Source organism: Peribacillus asahii (genome assembly GCF_004006295.1).
GTDB lineage: Bacteria > Bacillota > Bacilli > Bacillales > DSM-1321 > Peribacillus > Peribacillus asahii_A.
The window spans coordinates 695,244-709,826 of sequence record NZ_CP026095.1 but is presented as its reverse complement, the minus strand read 5'-3'; the positions used below and the strand labels follow the sequence as shown (position 1 = coordinate 709,826).

Below are 14,583 nucleotides of genomic sequence, written 5' to 3'. Positions count from 1 at the left end.
CCAAAATCGTATTTCTTATGCATCCAGCTGTTGAACTTGAAAAAGCTGATAATAATGCCCCTGTTTTTTCATCAATTCATCATGTGTACCAACTTCGACAATTTCTCCATGCTCAATCAATACAATTCGATTGGCATGGGTAATCGTCGATAAACGGTGGGCAACAATGAAAGTCGTTCGATCATGCGCCAATTTATCAAGCGCTTCCTGAATATAATGTTCACTTTCTAAATCAAGAGCCGAAGTTGCCTCATCTAGCACTAAAATCGGCGGGTTTTTTAAAAATACACGAGCAATCGCCACGCGCTGTCTTTGTCCGCCGGATAGCTTGATTCCTCGTTCTCCTACCTTCGTATCGTATCCGTCAGTTAAATTCATAATAAAATCATGCGCATTTGCAGCCTTCGCTGCCGCAATGACCTCATCATCTGTCGCCTCTGGATTTCCCATCAAAATATTCTCCTTCACCGATTCGCTAAACAAAATATTATCTTGAAGGACCATCCCGATTTTATCTCGAAGACTACGAACTTTTAAGTCACGAATATCCTTCCCGTCTAGTAAAATACGACCTTCTGTCACATCATAAAATCGTGGAATTAAACTAACTAACGAGGACTTTCCACCTCCGCTCATCCCAACGAGTGCAATAGTTTCTCCTTGATTCACCTCTAAATGAATCTGCTTTAAAGTCCGCTCTTCTGTTTCATTATAGGCAAAAGAAACATTTTCAAATGTAATATTCCCCGCCACCTTCTCTAACTCTACAGCTCCCGGCTTATCCGTAATATCATATTTTTCATCCACAAATTCAAACATACGATCCATAGACGCTAATGTTTGGGTTAAAGTTGTCGAAGAGTTAACCAAACGACGAAGCGGATTATACAAGCGATCAATAAATCCAATAAAAGCAACCATCTCTCCTAGTGACAGTCCTCCGTGAATCACTTGATACCCTGCATATCCAATGACAACAAGCGGAGCTAAATCCGTAATCGTATTGACAACAGCAAATGATTTAGCATTCCAGCTCGTATGTTGTAATGCTTTTTCAAGAAAGTTCTTGTTTTGTTGATTAAACTGTTCTTGCTCATACTCCTCCCTCGCAAAGCTCTTAATCACCGACATCCCTTGTACCCGTTCCTGTAAATGGCTCTGCACATCGGCGAGTGCCTGCGAACGGTTTCTCGTTAATGCTCGAAGCTTGCCAATAAAATGCTTAACCGAAAAGATATAAAACGGCAAAAGCAGTAACGAAACAATCGTTAGGGGCACATCCATCGAAAACATAATCACAATCGCAATGACAATAGTAGCAAGGTCAAGCCACAAATTCATTAAGCCTGTAATAATAAAATTCTTTGTCTGCTCTACATCTGTGATAACCCGTGAAACGACTTCACCAGCCCGATGATTCGCATAATACTTGAAGCTCAACTTTTGAATATGAGTAAACAATTGATTGCGAATATCAAATAAAATTTTAGATCCTGTCCATTGCGCAAAATATTGACGGAAATATTCAATCGGTGGTCGAAGTACAATGAAGACAAAGGCCATAATCGCCATAACCCAAAATAGTCGTTCTGTTTTTGTATCAGTCGATATTGTATGATTAGCAACAATGTCATCAATTACATACTTTGTAAGCAAGGGAAGAAGCAGTGGTATAGCAAATTTTAATAAGCCAATAATAATTGTTGCGAAAATAATCCATTTATACGGCTTTACAAATTGCAAATATCTCTTTACGCTGTCCACATAATTTCTCCTTATTATTTAAGTCTTTACAATACGTGTAGCCAAAGAAAAAGCCTGTTGATAATCCAACAGGTTTCCCCCTCATTAACGATATGTTAAATAACGTTCATACCATGTGTCAATAAACTCTGCCGAAAACGGCCCTTTTCGTTGACGTATCATATAAATCAGATAATCAACGTTTCTCTTTAAAATGTTATCAATTGCATCTGGATAATTCATCAGTTTTCGATGTCTTTCGTACTCATCCTCATCCAATAAATTAAACGTCATATCCGGGAATACTTTTATGTCTAAATCATAATCAATATATTTCAGCGCTTCCTCATCATACGTAAACGGAGAACTGATATTGCAATAATAATACACACCATCTTCTCTTAACATTCCAATTACATTAAACCAGTATTTAGAGTGAAAATAACAGATAGCCGGTTCTCTAGTAATCCACGTTCTTCCATCAGATTCTGTTACCATCGTGCGATCATTAGCTGCAATGACTAAATTTTGCGTTCCTTTTAAAACTGTTGTTTCTTCCCAGATTCGGTGGATATGTCCGTTATGCTTATAACTTTGGATTTGGATTTTCCCTCCCTCGGTAGGAACAATCCCCATGGTTTCTCTCCCTACTTTCTATAGGCACCCTATTTCACATTACTGTGCCTGATTCCTAAAACGATTCATGTGTTCAATATATTTAAACTTTTCCATTTTTCTTATATTCCTTTATTATAACGATTTATTGATAAATTTAAAACAAAAGAGACCAATCTATTAGTAAATAAGTGTAAAAAGTCGAAATATTGTGACCTTCTACAGCTCCCTTTACCTATAAATTAGCCTCTTTTATCCGAATTTTCATCTCACACTTAATGGGCAGCCTGACCCTTAAAAAAGGAAAATAGGTAGGGGAAGCTGCCCGTAAAGATTTGATTATTTCAATGAACTATCAGCAGGGATGAAGGTCCTCTCCCTGAGTGAACATTTCACTTTATCTAAACTTTTATTACAATGCCGCTTGTTCTAATTGAAAATGACGGATAACTTCTTCCGTTTGCTTTTCAAATACTTTTTGAATTTCTGCCAGTTCGCTCTTCTTTTGTTCTATTTCTTCTTGAATAGAAACGGCACCTAGTTCTTGCAATACCCGAAGCTGTCTTTCAATCTCTTGACAGCGCTCAATTTCTGATTGCAAAAATAAAAGCTTGTCCATTGTTTGTAACTGCACACCAATCAAACGGTCGAATTCCTCCATTTTATGCACCTACCTTACCTTTATTTTCTTTATTATGTATATTCTTTATTTTTTTTAAATTACCTTCAATAAATTTTGTAAAGCAAACAGAACTTTTGTCGAAAAAGAATCATGCAACATAAACAAAGCACCCTTCTACTAGAAGGATGCTTTTTGCGCTGTTTGGTTAGCGTTTTGCTCTGCTTTGAGACTGTTGGTTTTGTTGTCTTACTTCTTGAGCACTTGTTTCACTTGCGAATTCCGTACCAAACTGTCCTGCTGAAGCGTTTTGTCTTGCTCCAGCATTTTGTTGAGCCTGTTGGTTTTGTTGTCTTACCTCTTGAGCATTTGTTTCACTTGCGAATTCCGTACCAAATTGTCCTGCTGAAGCATTTTGTTGTTTCACTTTAGCAACATTTGTACCTGTTTGTGTTTTTTTAGCCATTGAAATCACCTCCACGATAATAAGATAACCATCATCGCGGAGACTATCCTAAAAAAAGAAAAAAAATAAGTGAATAATTAAACAAGTAATGAAATACCGCCATCAACAATAATCGTTTGACCACGAATCATGCTTGCACCGTCAGAAATTAAAAACATAATCGTATTGACCATATCATCCACTTCCACCATGCGGCCTGCTGGTGTTTCTTCGGCTGCTTCTTTAAGCAGCTGCTCTCGGTTTGGGAAATGCTTCAATGCATCTGTATCAATAGCTCCACCAGAAACTGCATTTACACAAATGTTTTTTGGAGCTAACTCCACCGCTAAATAACGTGTCAATGCTTCTAATGCTGCTTTTGAAACGCCTACAACTGTATAATTCTCTAAATAACGAATCGAGCCAAGCGAACTAATACTCACGATTTTCCCGCCGCCATTTCGCTCCATTAGTTTAGCTGCTTCTTGAGCACAAAACAGAAGAGCTTTCGAATTAATATCCATGGTCCAATTCCAGTGCGATTCTTCTAACTCCATTAAAGGACGCTGAACACCGGAAGCGGCATTGCTAACGAACACATCTAATCGACCATAATATTCTTCAATTTCAGCAAACATTTTTTTCACTTTTTCAATATCGCCCACATTCGCTTTGATAACGAGCGCTCTGCGCCCCATCGCTTCAATTTCAGCGGCTACTTCCATTGCTTTTGTTTTACTGCGTGCATAATTAATGACAAGGTCATATCCTGCCTCAGCCAATTTTAATGCCGTACTTCTTCCTAATCCTTTACTACTTCCTGTTACAAGTGCAACTTTTTGTGTCATTTGTTTATTCCGCCTTTCCAAGTATAAAAGTTTATTTTTTAAAGAGAATAAGCAAAAAAGGAGTGTTTTTCAATGTATGTAGGTCGTGATATGACCGAGTTATCCATGTTACCAAAATCAAAATGGAATCAAGATGAACTCGCTTATTTCCATCACTCTCTTCAACAAATGGTACCTTATTTAAATCAAGAAGGACAGACTATTCATCGAGAAATTATCGAGGAAATTGAAAACCGAGGAGGACTGCATCGACAAGAGACAGACTATACTCACGGTACCGAAGTAAAATTCGATTAACTCCCTCTAGCGTATGTGTCCAACCACATACGCTAGCTTTTTATTATAAAGGTTAGGAGCAGCTTGCCTAATCCATCACATAGGTTTGTTGATAGGACTTCCATATTTTTTGATGAGAAACAGGAAAAGCATATTGCTCTAGCTCTTCCTTACTCACCCATTTTAAATTCTGTTCTTTCATCACACTTTCTTCAATATCCTTTAAGAGGCTCCCTCTATAAGCGTCTATTCTCCAAACTAAATGAGAAAAGACATGGTCCAGCGTAGTAAACGAATCAGATAGTTTCACGTCCGTTCTATAACTTTCTAAAAAGCTTGCTTCAAAAAAAGCACGTTTCGGCTGAATCGACGTATGCATTTCATAATTCGGAAATTCCCATAAGTTAGCAAGAAGACCTTCTGAAGAACGTTTATGAATTAAAAACTCATCCCGTTCATTCTTCAAAACGGCAGCTACAATTGGTACATCCCGTGTTTTTTTCTTTTGAATTTTAACTGGTAATTCCGTCTGAATACCAGCAGCAAAAGCTTGACAATGTTTTTGAACAGGGCAGAGTAAGCAAGCCGGTTTTCCTGGCGTACAAATAAGAGCTCCTAGCTCCATTAAAGCTTGATTAAAGGCTGAAGGGTTTTCATGGGAGATTAAAGCTCGTACGGCTGTCTCAAAGGTTTTGCGTGTCTTCGGTTTTGCAATATCTTCAGCAATAATTAAAATACGAGATAACACCCTCATTACATTTCCATCAACAGCCGGCTCCGGTTTTCCATATGCAATGCTTAAAATCGCTCCTGCCGTATAAGGACCGACACCTTTTAACTTAGAAATTTCCTCCGGGCTATCCGGAACAACACTGTTATATGTTTCTTTCACTTCTTTCACGGCACTATGCAAATTTCGAACACGTGAGTAATACCCAAGTCCTTCCCACGCTTTTAAAATTTTTTCTTCATCGGCTTCAGCAAAATCGTCTAACGTCGGAAACCATTCGATAAACCGGTTAAAATATGGAATAACCGTATCAACCCTCGTCTGCTGCAACATAATTTCCGATACCCAAACCCGATAAGGATCTTTATTTTCACGCCAAGGAAGATTTCGTTGCTCCGCTTCAAACCAATCAATTAAATCATTCTGAAATGATTCTTTGTCTATATTTAATAAAGATTGTTCAAGTTTATCGTTCACTTTCTTTCCTCCACAGATGTTAAACCCTTTTAAAAAATTGGGCATATATATAGTATAAAAACGCTCCTTTCATTGTACTATAAGCCCGTTATTTGATGCAGGATAAACAAAAATCCAATAATTGGATAGAAGTTAAACTATATTCGTTTGGTGGATGAACAAAAATAAGTTATGATGATACTATCTAAGGCTTAAGGAGGTCTCACGTTTGGATACCGGCACTCACTTTGTTATGGGAATTGCACTTGGGGGACTTGCAACTCTAGATCCAGTTGTAATAGAAGGTTCGATTACCGCTCAAGCAGTGCTTGTAGGTACGATTTTAGGCTCCCAAGCTCCTGATCTTGATACAATTCTTAAATTACGCAATAATGCAGTCTACATAAGAAATCATCGTGGAATTACTCATTCGATCCCTGCTGTTTTGCTATGGCCAATTGTGATTAGCGCTGTCATCTTTGCCTTCCTGCCTCAAGCCAACTTTCTTCATTTATGGCTTTGGACATTTCTAGCTGTTTTTCTTCATGTTTTTGTCGATATTTTTAATGCCTATGGTACACAAGCACTTAGACCGATTTCCAAAAGGTGGGTTGCTCTTGGCGTCATTAATACGTTTGATCCCTTTATCTTTGGCATTCATGTAGTGGGGTTAATTTTATGGGGCTTCCATCTCCCTCCAGGAAGTCTATTTCTCACCATGTATGGCATTATTGTTTTGTATTATATCACCCGTTTTAGAGAACGGGCTTTAGTCAAAAGAGCCGTTCGTCGACAAATTCCGAATGCTACAAAAATCGTGTTATCGCCTACTATGCGATTTCGACGTTGGAAGATTGCCGTGATGACCAATAAAAAATTCCATGTCGCTCGTGCCGAAAATGGGCACGTGAGGATTCTTGATACATTTGACCGAATCCCGCTGCCAGATAGTGCGGTATTAGAAGCAGCAAAACATGATGTAAATTTAGCTGCCTTCCTTTCTTTCTCCCCTATTTATCGTTGGGAAATTGAAGAGACGGAACATTATTACGCGGTTCGTTTTATTGACTTGCGTTATCGAAGTAACGGCTACTATCCTTTCATTGCTATCGTTCATCTCGATTACAATTTAAATATTTTGAATTCCTATACAGGTTGGATTTTTAGCGAAGCCAAACTGCAAAAGAAATTGAACATTATCTTATAGCAGGTTAATCGGGCATTTGAAGTTCATTTCATTTAACCAGTAGACTATGTTATAGAATGCTGTTGATTTTTGAGCCATTTTTGATGAACAATATAGTTTATCAAAAATGATTCAAAAAAGCTGAAGGCACCAGTAATTCCGTGCCTTCAGCTTTTTAATGAAGTTGATCCGAATTTCGTAACAAATGTTGATATTTAGGGTTTTGAGCAACAAACTCATGAAACTTTTCACCATACTGATCAATCCAAGTATTTACCACTCGAAACGTCATCTCTTTTCCAGCATATTCATGCCCTGCCTTAGCATAGGTGGATTCAAAATCTTCCCATAATAATTCAACCCACGTTAACGCTTGTTCATAAGACATTTGCATATTTTTTTCTAACAGCTTCTTCGTTAGCCTTTCATGGTAATCATTCATTAATATCACCTCGTTACCAATATTTTTGCGACATTTCTCCACGAATCATGACTCATACTAGTAGTACGCGGAAACGCGTTTTTCACTTTTAACGATCTGGAGGGAACATGATTGCGAAATAAAGAAAACGGTTTTCCAAATCAAAACAGCGATAAATTCCAAGGCGAACCTCGGGCTAAACCTGAGTTTTCTTCCAAACGTGCTGATGGATCCATCAACACTCATCCGCAGGAACGTATGAGAGCATCTAACAAGCGAAATACTTAAATATGGGGAGTGATGAACAGCATGGCAAACAAGCGATTTTTAGGAAAATTTCAAAATCCACATCAAAGCCCTAAACATACATGGAGACAAATTAACGGCGAGACAAAAGAAACTCAAAAAAACGTTATTCTCCAAGCAATGACAAGAAAACAATCTTAATCAATATAGGCTGACTCCTTTACGCTTGAGTCAGCCTTTCCTTTATTTCAACATCGAAATGGGCAAAGCCTCTTCTTTCCCATGGCCACCTAGGCGATATCCCCATGCAAAAACACCGTTCATATAATCAATTTTAAAATAAACACCAGGGTCTCCTTCAATTTGATAAATTTCCCCCGGTTTAAAATCATCTGGATTTAATAAATAGGCTTTCGCCATAGTTGCTTTTCTTTCTAATACGGCATACTCATTTTCCATGCCTAACTGCTCTGCTTTTCGAGCCTTTTCAGTCAATGTTGCAATTTCTTGCTGCAATTCATATGGTGACATCAAGCTGTATCTTACATCATTCATCTATATGACCCCTTAATTATTGAATTCGTTCCATTCCATATTAACGAAAAAATGAACGTTTGGCTATTTTTACTCGCCTTCTAATTCGTTTAAATAACGCTCAATTAATTCAAGTGAAAACCCTTTGCGGAATAATGCTTGCTTAACTTTTTGTTGAAATAAAAAACCTTCATAAGCGCGGTAGCGACGAATGATTTTTTCCGCCTGATAGCATAAAGAATCCCACTCTTCTTGCTCATCTTTTTCAATCGTTACGCCTTCTAGGGCAATGACAATCACATCGCGCGAAAACCCTTTGCGGCTTAACATATGCTCAAGCTTTTGTTGCAAAGCCCGTTCTGAAATAGCTTTTTCCTTTTTGATTGATTTATTAGCTAAATGTTTAGCATGGTCAATTTGCACATCAAAGGGATATTCCAGAAGCGCTTGTTGAATCAATGGATCACTAATCCCCTTTTCCTTTAACTCGCGCTGAAGCACAACCGGTCCTTTATTACCGCCATTCACATGTGTTCGTACATAAGCTTTAGCAAAGTCTAAATCATCTAAATAATTATATTGATAGAGCCTATGAATCGTTTCATGAATAATTGGCTCTTCAATTCCTTTCTGCTTTAAATATAAACGAATCTCCGCTTCAGAGCGCATGCGGTACGATAAATATCCTAAAGCATCTGTAAACGATTTTTGAATATTATCATGAAATTGAATTTGACTTAATAATAACGCATCAATTTCTTTTCCTTTTTTTAATTGAAACTTTAACAGAACATCCTCATCAACACTAAACGAATACTTTTCATCTATAAAGATATTATAGCGATCCGTTCGCTTTGTTTGAGTGGTTATTTTCGTAATTGTTGGCATCATACACACCTCCTTTTTACTTTACCACATTCAATCGTCGCTTTCTCTTTCAAAAGGCTGCCATTCCATGATAAGGTTAGCTCAAATCCTCTTAAAAGGAAGTGTTTTCCATGAATATTGCCATTGCAGGTGGAACAGGCTTTGTTGGAACTGCCCTCGTGGATGAATTAATACAAGCACATCACACTGTGTTTATCCTCACTAGGCATCCTGAAAAATATCACAATCAAAGTCAGGTTCACTATATTGGCTGGCTTTATGAGGGAGCCCGCCCCGAAAATGCATTGAACAATCTGGATGTATTTATTAATTTAGCTGGCGAATCTTTAAACAGCGGACGTTGGACAACCCAGCGCAAGCAGAAAATTACAGAAAGCCGCCTGATCGCCACAAAAGAAATGAATCGGATTCTGGCTGCCTGTACACATAAACCTTCTGTTGTTATTAACGCGAGTGCAATTGGTGTATATGGAGTGTCAGATCAATTAACCTTCTCTGAAACAACAGAATCTATTGGGGAAGACTTTTTAGCACAAACGGTGAAGTTGTGGGAACACGAAGCACTTCACTCTAAGGCATACAGCAATCGAGTTGTCCTAGCTCGGTTCGGTTTAATTCTCGATCAACAAGGTGGAGCACTGCCAATGATGGTATTACCGTACAAGCTAATGGCCGGCGGCACAATGGGACGCGGAACTCAATGGCTCTCATGGATTCATATCCAAGATGTCATTCGTGGAATTCTTTTTTGCATCAATCACCCTAAAATCTCTGGTCCCGTCAATTTTACCTCTCCAGAACCAACACAAATGAAACCATTCGGGCAAATGATTAGTTCTATCACCCATCGTCCGCATTGGCTTCCTGTACCGTCATTCGCCCTTAAACTGGCTTTAGGTGAAATGAGCATGCTTGTTTTAGAAGGACAACGTGTACAACCAACTAAATTATTGCATCATCATTTTTCATTTTCTTACCTAACTTTAAAACAAGCCTTAACTGACCTTTTAACATAATAAAGTGAAACTTCCATCAGTGGGGGTTTTCCTTCATCCCCCACCTACCTTCTTTGGTTCCTCATAAGGTTGAGGTGGGGTTCTTACTGCCCGTTAAGTATGGGATAAAGTCAAAAGAAAAAAATTCCTAATGTATGTTTAGTCCATTTAAGGAAAAAATAGAAATATTACCAAAATAGGAGATGATTAAATGGCCAATAAAAAACATGAAAAGTTAAGAACAAATTTAACTAGTACACAAGCCGTACTATACTCACGTGAATTTAAAAGCGCAGATCGTGCAGGCGGATTCACTGATAAGAGAGCTCGTCGTTAACATCTAATCATCCTGATAGGAGGTACTTCAATGGGACAAAACCATAAACCTATTAAACGGAATAAAAACAACCAAGGACTATCACAATTCGAAAAAAATTTACAAAGTGATGGAATTGATGTGGAATACTCAGCAGAATTAGCAGATGCAGATGATTTAGAGGCACAAGCACGAGCAAATGTAGCTGATCAACGCGCTAAAAGAGATAACTAATATATAACTCAAGCCTTGCATAGAATCAATATGAGGCCGACCCAAAAGTCACGAAAAATGGCTTTCGGGCCAGCCTCTCCGTTTAGCTGAACAATCATGCTCCTCAGATCATTACGTTTTTGCCTTCGTTAAAGTGTGTTAAAGGACAAAATCTGGGAAATATTAAAGAATAGCGCTCTTCACTTTTACACACAGGTTTATCCACAGAACTGTTAATATTGTGGATATATTCTGAAAATACAGATAAATAATGAACTGTAATCTCCGTTTTATTAACATCATAATTATGGAAATTATGGATAACTTTGTGGATAATGTGGATAAACTCTACCATTCATTCGTATCCCTTTATTTCTTTTGTGGATAATTTTTCAAAGTACCTTTATGGGAAATAAATTTTTAAGTTACTTGCGCAAAACAAAAAACTTCCCAAGTTCCGTTACTTGGAAAGCTTTGAGCTTTAACTAATTAATTCAACTAAAGAATCAATCCTAATCCATGTTTTTCTTAAACGATACTCATGTGCTTTCTCAAAAATTAACTTATTAGCTGCTTCATAATCCGTTTCTGCCTCTACTATACTACGCCCTTCTAAAAACGTATTTTCGTCAAAAAAAGCATGCCAACTAATTTTAAATAACTTATTCACCCTATTCCCCCACTTCTCCCCTCTATACTAGCACCTCATTTATAGTATTTATCGGTTGTTCCCTCCAGTATTTAAAGAAATTCACCAGATTATCTAGGAAATATAACATAGTATAAAAGACCTTTCCCCTCTTGTAAATCATAAAGATATCTATATAAATCCAAATTAATTTTCTGACATGACCCCAATTTAGAAGTCCCCCTCTTTTCTACAACTCAAAAATTTACATTCCTATGACGATATGTGTACAATAAGAAATGATTGACCTAAAGAAAAGCAGGTGACGGCATTGGACATCAAACATTTACAATACTTTATTCAAGTAACACACTTCAATAGCTTTACTAAAGCCGCCGAACATTTATACATTACTCAGCCTACGATTAGTAAAATGATTAAAAAACTCGAAACCGAGTTAGGCGTGGAACTTTTTGATCGCTCACGTAAACAATTAACACTTACCGATGCCGGACGAGTCGTACTCGAACAAGCAAAATTAATTGATAAGGCATTTAGCAATTTAGAAACAGAAATGGAATATCTGTCGGGCTTGAAAAAAGGACATATTCGACTAGGATTACCCCCAATTATCGATGCTTCCTTTTTCCCAAAAATTATCGGCCGCTTTCATGAGGAGTATCCAAATATTACACTCCAATTAATAGAAGATGGTTCGAAGAAAATACAAGAGGCTGTTGAAAATGATTTACTTGATATCGGTGTAATTGCTTTCCCTACTAATACTGAACTTTTTCACTCTTTTGCATTTTTAGAAGAAGATATTCGATTAATCCTCCATCCGGAACACCCACTAGCTCAAACTGAAGAAGTTGATTTAGGAGCTCTGGCTCAAGAAGACTTTATTCTTTTTAATAAAGAATTCATACTGCGTGACCTTGTCGTCTCCTCCTGTGAGATAGCTGGCTTTACTCCTCGTGTTATGTCAGAGAGTTCACGTTGGGACTTTCTTGAGGAGATGGTAGCCTGCAAGCTAGGAATTACACTATTACCCGAAAGTCTATGCAGTCACTTACAAAGTCACGTTTGTTCTGTAAAAGTCATTAACCCATCTATAAAGTGGAAGCTGGGAGTCATTTGGAGTAAAAATCGTCATCTATCCTTTGCAGCTAAAGAATGGCTGCGCTTTGCAAAACAAGTATTAACCGAGCAAAAGCTAGATACAGATTAATCTTCCTTTCAAATCCATGAATGGACTATTCATCAAACCTCAATCATAGATAAAAGCTATAGTTATAATGAATTATAACCATTTTACTTTCTATAGAAGCAGGAGTAGACTGTTTATGAATATAAGCATTGTGAAATTGGAACCTATTTTTTCATAGTACGAAAGGAGATATTATGGTCACTTTATCAAGTGTAGATGAGTTGCAAACAACCGAAGAGGCACTGGAGAAAATTAAAGATTCTTACCCCGAGTTATTTAAGAAATTACTCCATGTCGTTGGCTTAACACGCGCTTTTCAATTTAAGTATCAATATATGGGCTGTTTGATTATGGACGAGGACGCAAGCGAATTTACCCCTGAATTTGTAATGCCCTCTGTCATTAGTCTATATAAAGAAGAAATACAAAAATTAAAAGATGATCCAAATATCCATATTTTACAAAAAACTTTCGCTGACTATGAAACAATTGGATATGCCAAAATAAGCATGTTGGTGCTTGGACAAAGCCCTGAATCGCTTCTCGGTGCTTCATACATTAAATAAATTACCCCTTACTTGTTCCCAGAACCCTCTTCTGATTTCAGAAGAGGGTTCGTTCTATATTATCCAACTGAACATAAAAACAGCAATCCCTTTAATTAGAGATTGCTGCTTCTATTTAACGAGTTGCTTTATGATTATCCTCATGAATATCTAACATATCTAATAGGAAGATAAAGATTGGAATCCCGATAATTAACCCCCAAATACCAAGGAAGTGTTCGGAAAAGATAAGTACGATAAAGGTAAAAAATGTTGGCAAATTCGTCTTAGCAGACATAAACTTCGGATTTAAAATATAACTTTCTATAGCATGGATGACAGCAATCATGATTAATACAGCAATAACCATTGAGATCCCGCCTATACTATAGGCAATCATACTAAGTGGAATAAGTGAAATAATCACACCTGCTACCGGAATTAATCCTAAAAAGAAAATCATAATACCGAGTCCTATTAACTGGGGGAAACCCATTATCCATAAAAAAGTAATAGAAAGGACCGCATTTGTTGTCGCAATTAAAAACTGAACTTCGATTACTTTCCCAAATGAATTCACAAATTTTCTGCCAAAATGCTCTATATTTAAAAAGAAACTACTGAATTTTCCTCGTTTAAATTTAGAGGTAAAACGAATAATTTTGTCCTTTTCTAATAAGAAGAACAGGCTCAATAAGATGGAAAGGAATATTTGGAGAGTTAACTTCCCAAGGTCTGCAATATATAAATAAACAAAGTTCACTTGCGTTTGAAAATCAAGCGGTGTTTCTACATCATTCATGTATGAAATAATATACTTAATGATGCGACTATCAGGTGGATTTTGGAAGAAAAACACAATTTGCTTCACTAATTCCGTTAATTGCATCGTAATGACCGGTAAATATTTATATAACACAATGCCTAAAGAAGACAGTACAATAGAATATAAAAATACAATGACTACTTTAGAGTTAATCCGAATGACTTTATTTACTTGAGTCGTTATAAATCTCTCTAATCTGCCCATAAGAAATGTAAAAATAAAAGTAAACAATAATAAATTAAGCATACTTCCAATACTAATTAAAAATATAACAACAACGACTAATGCAATCAGTCTTGAAAAACCTTTACTTTGTAAATATTCTTTGACCACTAACCTATCCCCTAACTTCATTTTGGCATATTCATTCCTACTATATATATCTTACACAGATTAAGACAAATGTACTACTTATAGCCTTCATACAATATTTAGAAAAATCATCTCTACTTCTTCTTTTAGTGGCCACACTTCATAACCATTCTAGAGCCTAAATCATGGTCCAAATATTATCGAAAAAATCCTCTATATTGAGAGTGTATAAAAATATCCTCTTTACAACAAATACTAATCTTCATCCTTCACATCAATATCTTCTGGAATAGGTTCATTTAAATACTCAGCAACCTGTTTTTTATAGGTCTCCAATTGTTCAAAATGTGTGTTAAATTGGTCTTTATAAATTAAATACTGCTCACCATCATGAACAGCCCGTATTTTATTTTGTAAAATTAAGCTTTTAATATGTGATTCTGATAATGATATATACTCTGCTGTTTCTTTCACTGTTAAATACATACCCTCACTCCCTCTATTATTACTATACTAGAAAAAGCTAGGATT

General features: G+C 36.8%; 21 protein-coding genes. 9 read left to right on the top strand and 12 right to left on the bottom strand.

The annotated features are described in order from the left end of the window. Positions 1–15: 15 nt before the first annotated feature. The 5 genes from BAOM_RS03560 to fabL form a co-directional block, all read right to left on the bottom strand. Entirely contained in the window at positions 16–1,764 is a 1,749-nt protein-coding gene (locus BAOM_RS03560; protein ID WP_127759088.1) for an ABC transporter ATP-binding protein, read from the bottom strand. An 84-nt stretch (positions 1,765–1,848) separates the two neighbouring features. Beyond that, entirely contained in the window at positions 1,849–2,379 is a 531-nt protein-coding gene (ntdP, locus tag BAOM_RS03555; protein ID WP_119118820.1) for a nucleoside tri-diphosphate phosphatase, read from the bottom strand. A 391-nt stretch (positions 2,380–2,770) separates the two neighbouring features. Continuing rightward, positions 2,771–3,019, bottom strand: a complete 249-nt coding sequence (locus BAOM_RS03550; RefSeq protein ID WP_127759087.1) for a YgaB family protein — start codon at positions 3,017–3,019, stop codon at positions 2,771–2,773. Positions 3,020–3,185: 166 nt separating this feature from the next. After that, positions 3,186–3,443, bottom strand: a complete 258-nt coding sequence (locus tag BAOM_RS03545; protein WP_127759086.1) for a gamma-type small acid-soluble spore protein — start codon at positions 3,441–3,443, stop codon at positions 3,186–3,188. A gap of 77 nt (positions 3,444–3,520) precedes the next feature. After that, positions 3,521–4,270 carry an enoyl-[acyl-carrier-protein] reductase FabL gene (fabL, locus tag BAOM_RS03540; RefSeq protein ID WP_127759085.1) on the bottom strand — a complete coding sequence of 250 codons (750 nt, stop codon included), beginning with the start codon at positions 4,268–4,270 and terminating at the stop codon, positions 3,521–3,523. A 72-nt stretch (positions 4,271–4,342) separates the two neighbouring features. On the opposite strand from fabL, the gene BAOM_RS03535 reads away from it, so the two are divergent. Then, positions 4,343–4,567: a hypothetical protein gene (locus tag BAOM_RS03535; protein ID WP_127759084.1), complete on the top strand. Its 225-nt coding sequence runs from the start codon at positions 4,343–4,345 to the stop codon at positions 4,565–4,567. Between the two features lie 67 nt (positions 4,568–4,634). Here BAOM_RS03535 and mutY read toward each other — a convergent pair whose 3' ends face one another. Then, positions 4,635–5,753, bottom strand: coding sequence for an A/G-specific adenine glycosylase (gene mutY / locus BAOM_RS03530; RefSeq protein WP_252283031.1), 1,119 nt, complete (start codon positions 5,751–5,753; stop codon positions 4,635–4,637). Between the two features lie 208 nt (positions 5,754–5,961). Between mutY and BAOM_RS03525 the strand changes: the two genes are divergently transcribed. After that, positions 5,962–6,939 (top strand): metal-dependent hydrolase, encoded by a 978-nt coding sequence (locus tag BAOM_RS03525; RefSeq protein ID WP_127759082.1) that lies wholly within the window; start codon positions 5,962–5,964, stop codon positions 6,937–6,939. 154 nt (positions 6,940–7,093) lie between these two features. Here BAOM_RS03525 and BAOM_RS03520 read toward each other — a convergent pair whose 3' ends face one another. After that, positions 7,094–7,360, bottom strand: coding sequence for a YfhJ family protein (locus BAOM_RS03520; protein WP_127759081.1), 267 nt, complete (start codon positions 7,358–7,360; stop codon positions 7,094–7,096). Between the two features lie 111 nt (positions 7,361–7,471). Between BAOM_RS03520 and BAOM_RS03515 the strand changes: the two genes are divergently transcribed. Both BAOM_RS03515 and BAOM_RS03510 read left to right on the top strand, forming a co-directional pair. Continuing rightward, positions 7,472–7,627: a small, acid-soluble spore protein K gene (locus BAOM_RS03515; protein ID WP_127759080.1), complete on the top strand. Its 156-nt coding sequence runs from the start codon at positions 7,472–7,474 to the stop codon at positions 7,625–7,627. Positions 7,628–7,648: 21 nt separating this feature from the next. Beyond that, positions 7,649–7,786 carry a YpzG family protein gene (locus tag BAOM_RS03510; RefSeq protein WP_127759079.1) on the top strand — a complete coding sequence of 46 codons (138 nt, stop codon included), beginning with the start codon at positions 7,649–7,651 and terminating at the stop codon, positions 7,784–7,786. Positions 7,787–7,828: 42 nt separating this feature from the next. On the opposite strand, the gene BAOM_RS03505 is transcribed toward BAOM_RS03510, so the two are convergent. Both BAOM_RS03505 and recX read right to left on the bottom strand, forming a co-directional pair. After that, positions 7,829–8,140 (bottom strand): YfhH family protein, encoded by a 312-nt coding sequence (locus tag BAOM_RS03505; RefSeq protein ID WP_127759078.1) that lies wholly within the window; start codon positions 8,138–8,140, stop codon positions 7,829–7,831. A 69-nt stretch (positions 8,141–8,209) separates the two neighbouring features. Beyond that, complete coding sequence (gene recX / locus BAOM_RS03500) at positions 8,210–9,010, bottom strand: recombination regulator RecX (RefSeq protein WP_306821291.1); 801 nt, start codon at positions 9,008–9,010, stop codon at positions 8,210–8,212. A gap of 107 nt (positions 9,011–9,117) precedes the next feature. Between recX and BAOM_RS03495 the strand changes: the two genes are divergently transcribed. From BAOM_RS03495 to BAOM_RS03485, 3 genes are all read left to right on the top strand, one after another. Then, a complete protein-coding gene (locus BAOM_RS03495; protein WP_127759077.1) occupies positions 9,118–10,023 on the top strand; it encodes a TIGR01777 family oxidoreductase in 906 nt (301 codons plus the stop codon). Positions 10,024–10,213: 190 nt separating this feature from the next. Beyond that, positions 10,214–10,339, top strand: a complete 126-nt coding sequence (locus tag BAOM_RS03490) for a YfhE family protein (RefSeq protein ID WP_127759076.1) — start codon at positions 10,214–10,216, stop codon at positions 10,337–10,339. Between the two features lie 30 nt (positions 10,340–10,369). Then, complete coding sequence (locus tag BAOM_RS03485; protein ID WP_127759075.1) at positions 10,370–10,552, top strand: YfhD family protein; 183 nt, start codon at positions 10,370–10,372, stop codon at positions 10,550–10,552. A gap of 460 nt (positions 10,553–11,012) precedes the next feature. Here the strand turns inward: BAOM_RS03485 and BAOM_RS03480 are convergent, their stop codons facing one another. Further along, on the bottom strand, positions 11,013–11,201 hold the full coding sequence (locus BAOM_RS03480) for a hypothetical protein (protein ID WP_127759074.1): 189 nt from the start codon (positions 11,199–11,201) through the stop codon (positions 11,013–11,015). Positions 11,202–11,490: 289 nt separating this feature from the next. On the opposite strand from BAOM_RS03480, the gene cidR reads away from it, so the two are divergent. Beyond that, positions 11,491–12,390, top strand: coding sequence for a cidABC operon transcriptional activator CidR (gene cidR / locus BAOM_RS03475; protein ID WP_127759073.1), 900 nt, complete (start codon positions 11,491–11,493; stop codon positions 12,388–12,390). A gap of 173 nt (positions 12,391–12,563) precedes the next feature. Continuing rightward, positions 12,564–12,935: a hypothetical protein gene (locus tag BAOM_RS03470; RefSeq protein ID WP_127759072.1), complete on the top strand. Its 372-nt coding sequence runs from the start codon at positions 12,564–12,566 to the stop codon at positions 12,933–12,935. Positions 12,936–13,050: 115 nt separating this feature from the next. Here the strand turns inward: BAOM_RS03470 and BAOM_RS03465 are convergent, their stop codons facing one another. Beyond that, a complete protein-coding gene (locus BAOM_RS03465) occupies positions 13,051–14,094 on the bottom strand; it encodes an AI-2E family transporter (RefSeq protein ID WP_127759071.1) in 1,044 nt (347 codons plus the stop codon). Positions 14,095–14,307: 213 nt separating this feature from the next. After that, on the bottom strand, positions 14,308–14,538 hold the full coding sequence (locus BAOM_RS03460; RefSeq protein ID WP_119118837.1) for an excisionase family DNA-binding protein: 231 nt from the start codon (positions 14,536–14,538) through the stop codon (positions 14,308–14,310). Between the last annotated feature and the right edge of the window lie 45 nt (positions 14,539–14,583).

Bases quoted from the DNA above. Each gene is read 5' to 3' on its own strand.
- ntdP (WP_119118820.1), bottom strand. From the start codon at position 2,379: ATGGGGATTGTTCCTACCGAGGGAGGGAAAATCCAAATCCAAAGTTAT.
- BAOM_RS03550 (WP_127759087.1), bottom strand. From the start codon at position 3,019: ATGGAGGAATTCGACCGTTTGATTGGTGTGCAGTTACAAACAATGGAC.
- BAOM_RS03545 (WP_127759086.1), bottom strand. From the start codon at position 3,443: ATGGCTAAAAAAACACAAACAGGTACAAATGTTGCTAAAGTGAAACAA.
- fabL (WP_127759085.1), bottom strand. From the start codon at position 4,270: ATGACACAAAAAGTTGCACTTGTAACAGGAAGTAGTAAAGGATTAGGA.
- BAOM_RS03535 (WP_127759084.1), top strand. From the start codon at position 4,343: ATGTATGTAGGTCGTGATATGACCGAGTTATCCATGTTACCAAAATCA.
- BAOM_RS03520 (WP_127759081.1), bottom strand. From the start codon at position 7,360: ATGAATGATTACCATGAAAGGCTAACGAAGAAGCTGTTAGAAAAAAAT.
- BAOM_RS03510 (WP_127759079.1), top strand. From the start codon at position 7,649: ATGGCAAACAAGCGATTTTTAGGAAAATTTCAAAATCCACATCAAAGC.
- BAOM_RS03505 (WP_127759078.1), bottom strand. From the start codon at position 8,140: ATGAATGATGTAAGATACAGCTTGATGTCACCATATGAATTGCAGCAA.
- recX (WP_306821291.1), bottom strand. From the start codon at position 9,010: ATGATGCCAACAATTACGAAAATAACCACTCAAACAAAGCGAACGGAT.
- BAOM_RS03495 (WP_127759077.1), top strand. From the start codon at position 9,118: ATGAATATTGCCATTGCAGGTGGAACAGGCTTTGTTGGAACTGCCCTC.
- BAOM_RS03490 (WP_127759076.1), top strand. From the start codon at position 10,214: ATGGCCAATAAAAAACATGAAAAGTTAAGAACAAATTTAACTAGTACA.
- BAOM_RS03485 (WP_127759075.1), top strand. From the start codon at position 10,370: ATGGGACAAAACCATAAACCTATTAAACGGAATAAAAACAACCAAGGA.
- BAOM_RS03470 (WP_127759072.1), top strand. From the start codon at position 12,564: ATGGTCACTTTATCAAGTGTAGATGAGTTGCAAACAACCGAAGAGGCA.
- BAOM_RS03465 (WP_127759071.1), bottom strand. From the start codon at position 14,094: ATGAAGTTAGGGGATAGGTTAGTGGTCAAAGAATATTTACAAAGTAAA.
- BAOM_RS03460 (WP_119118837.1), bottom strand. From the start codon at position 14,538: ATGTATTTAACAGTGAAAGAAACAGCAGAGTATATATCATTATCAGAA.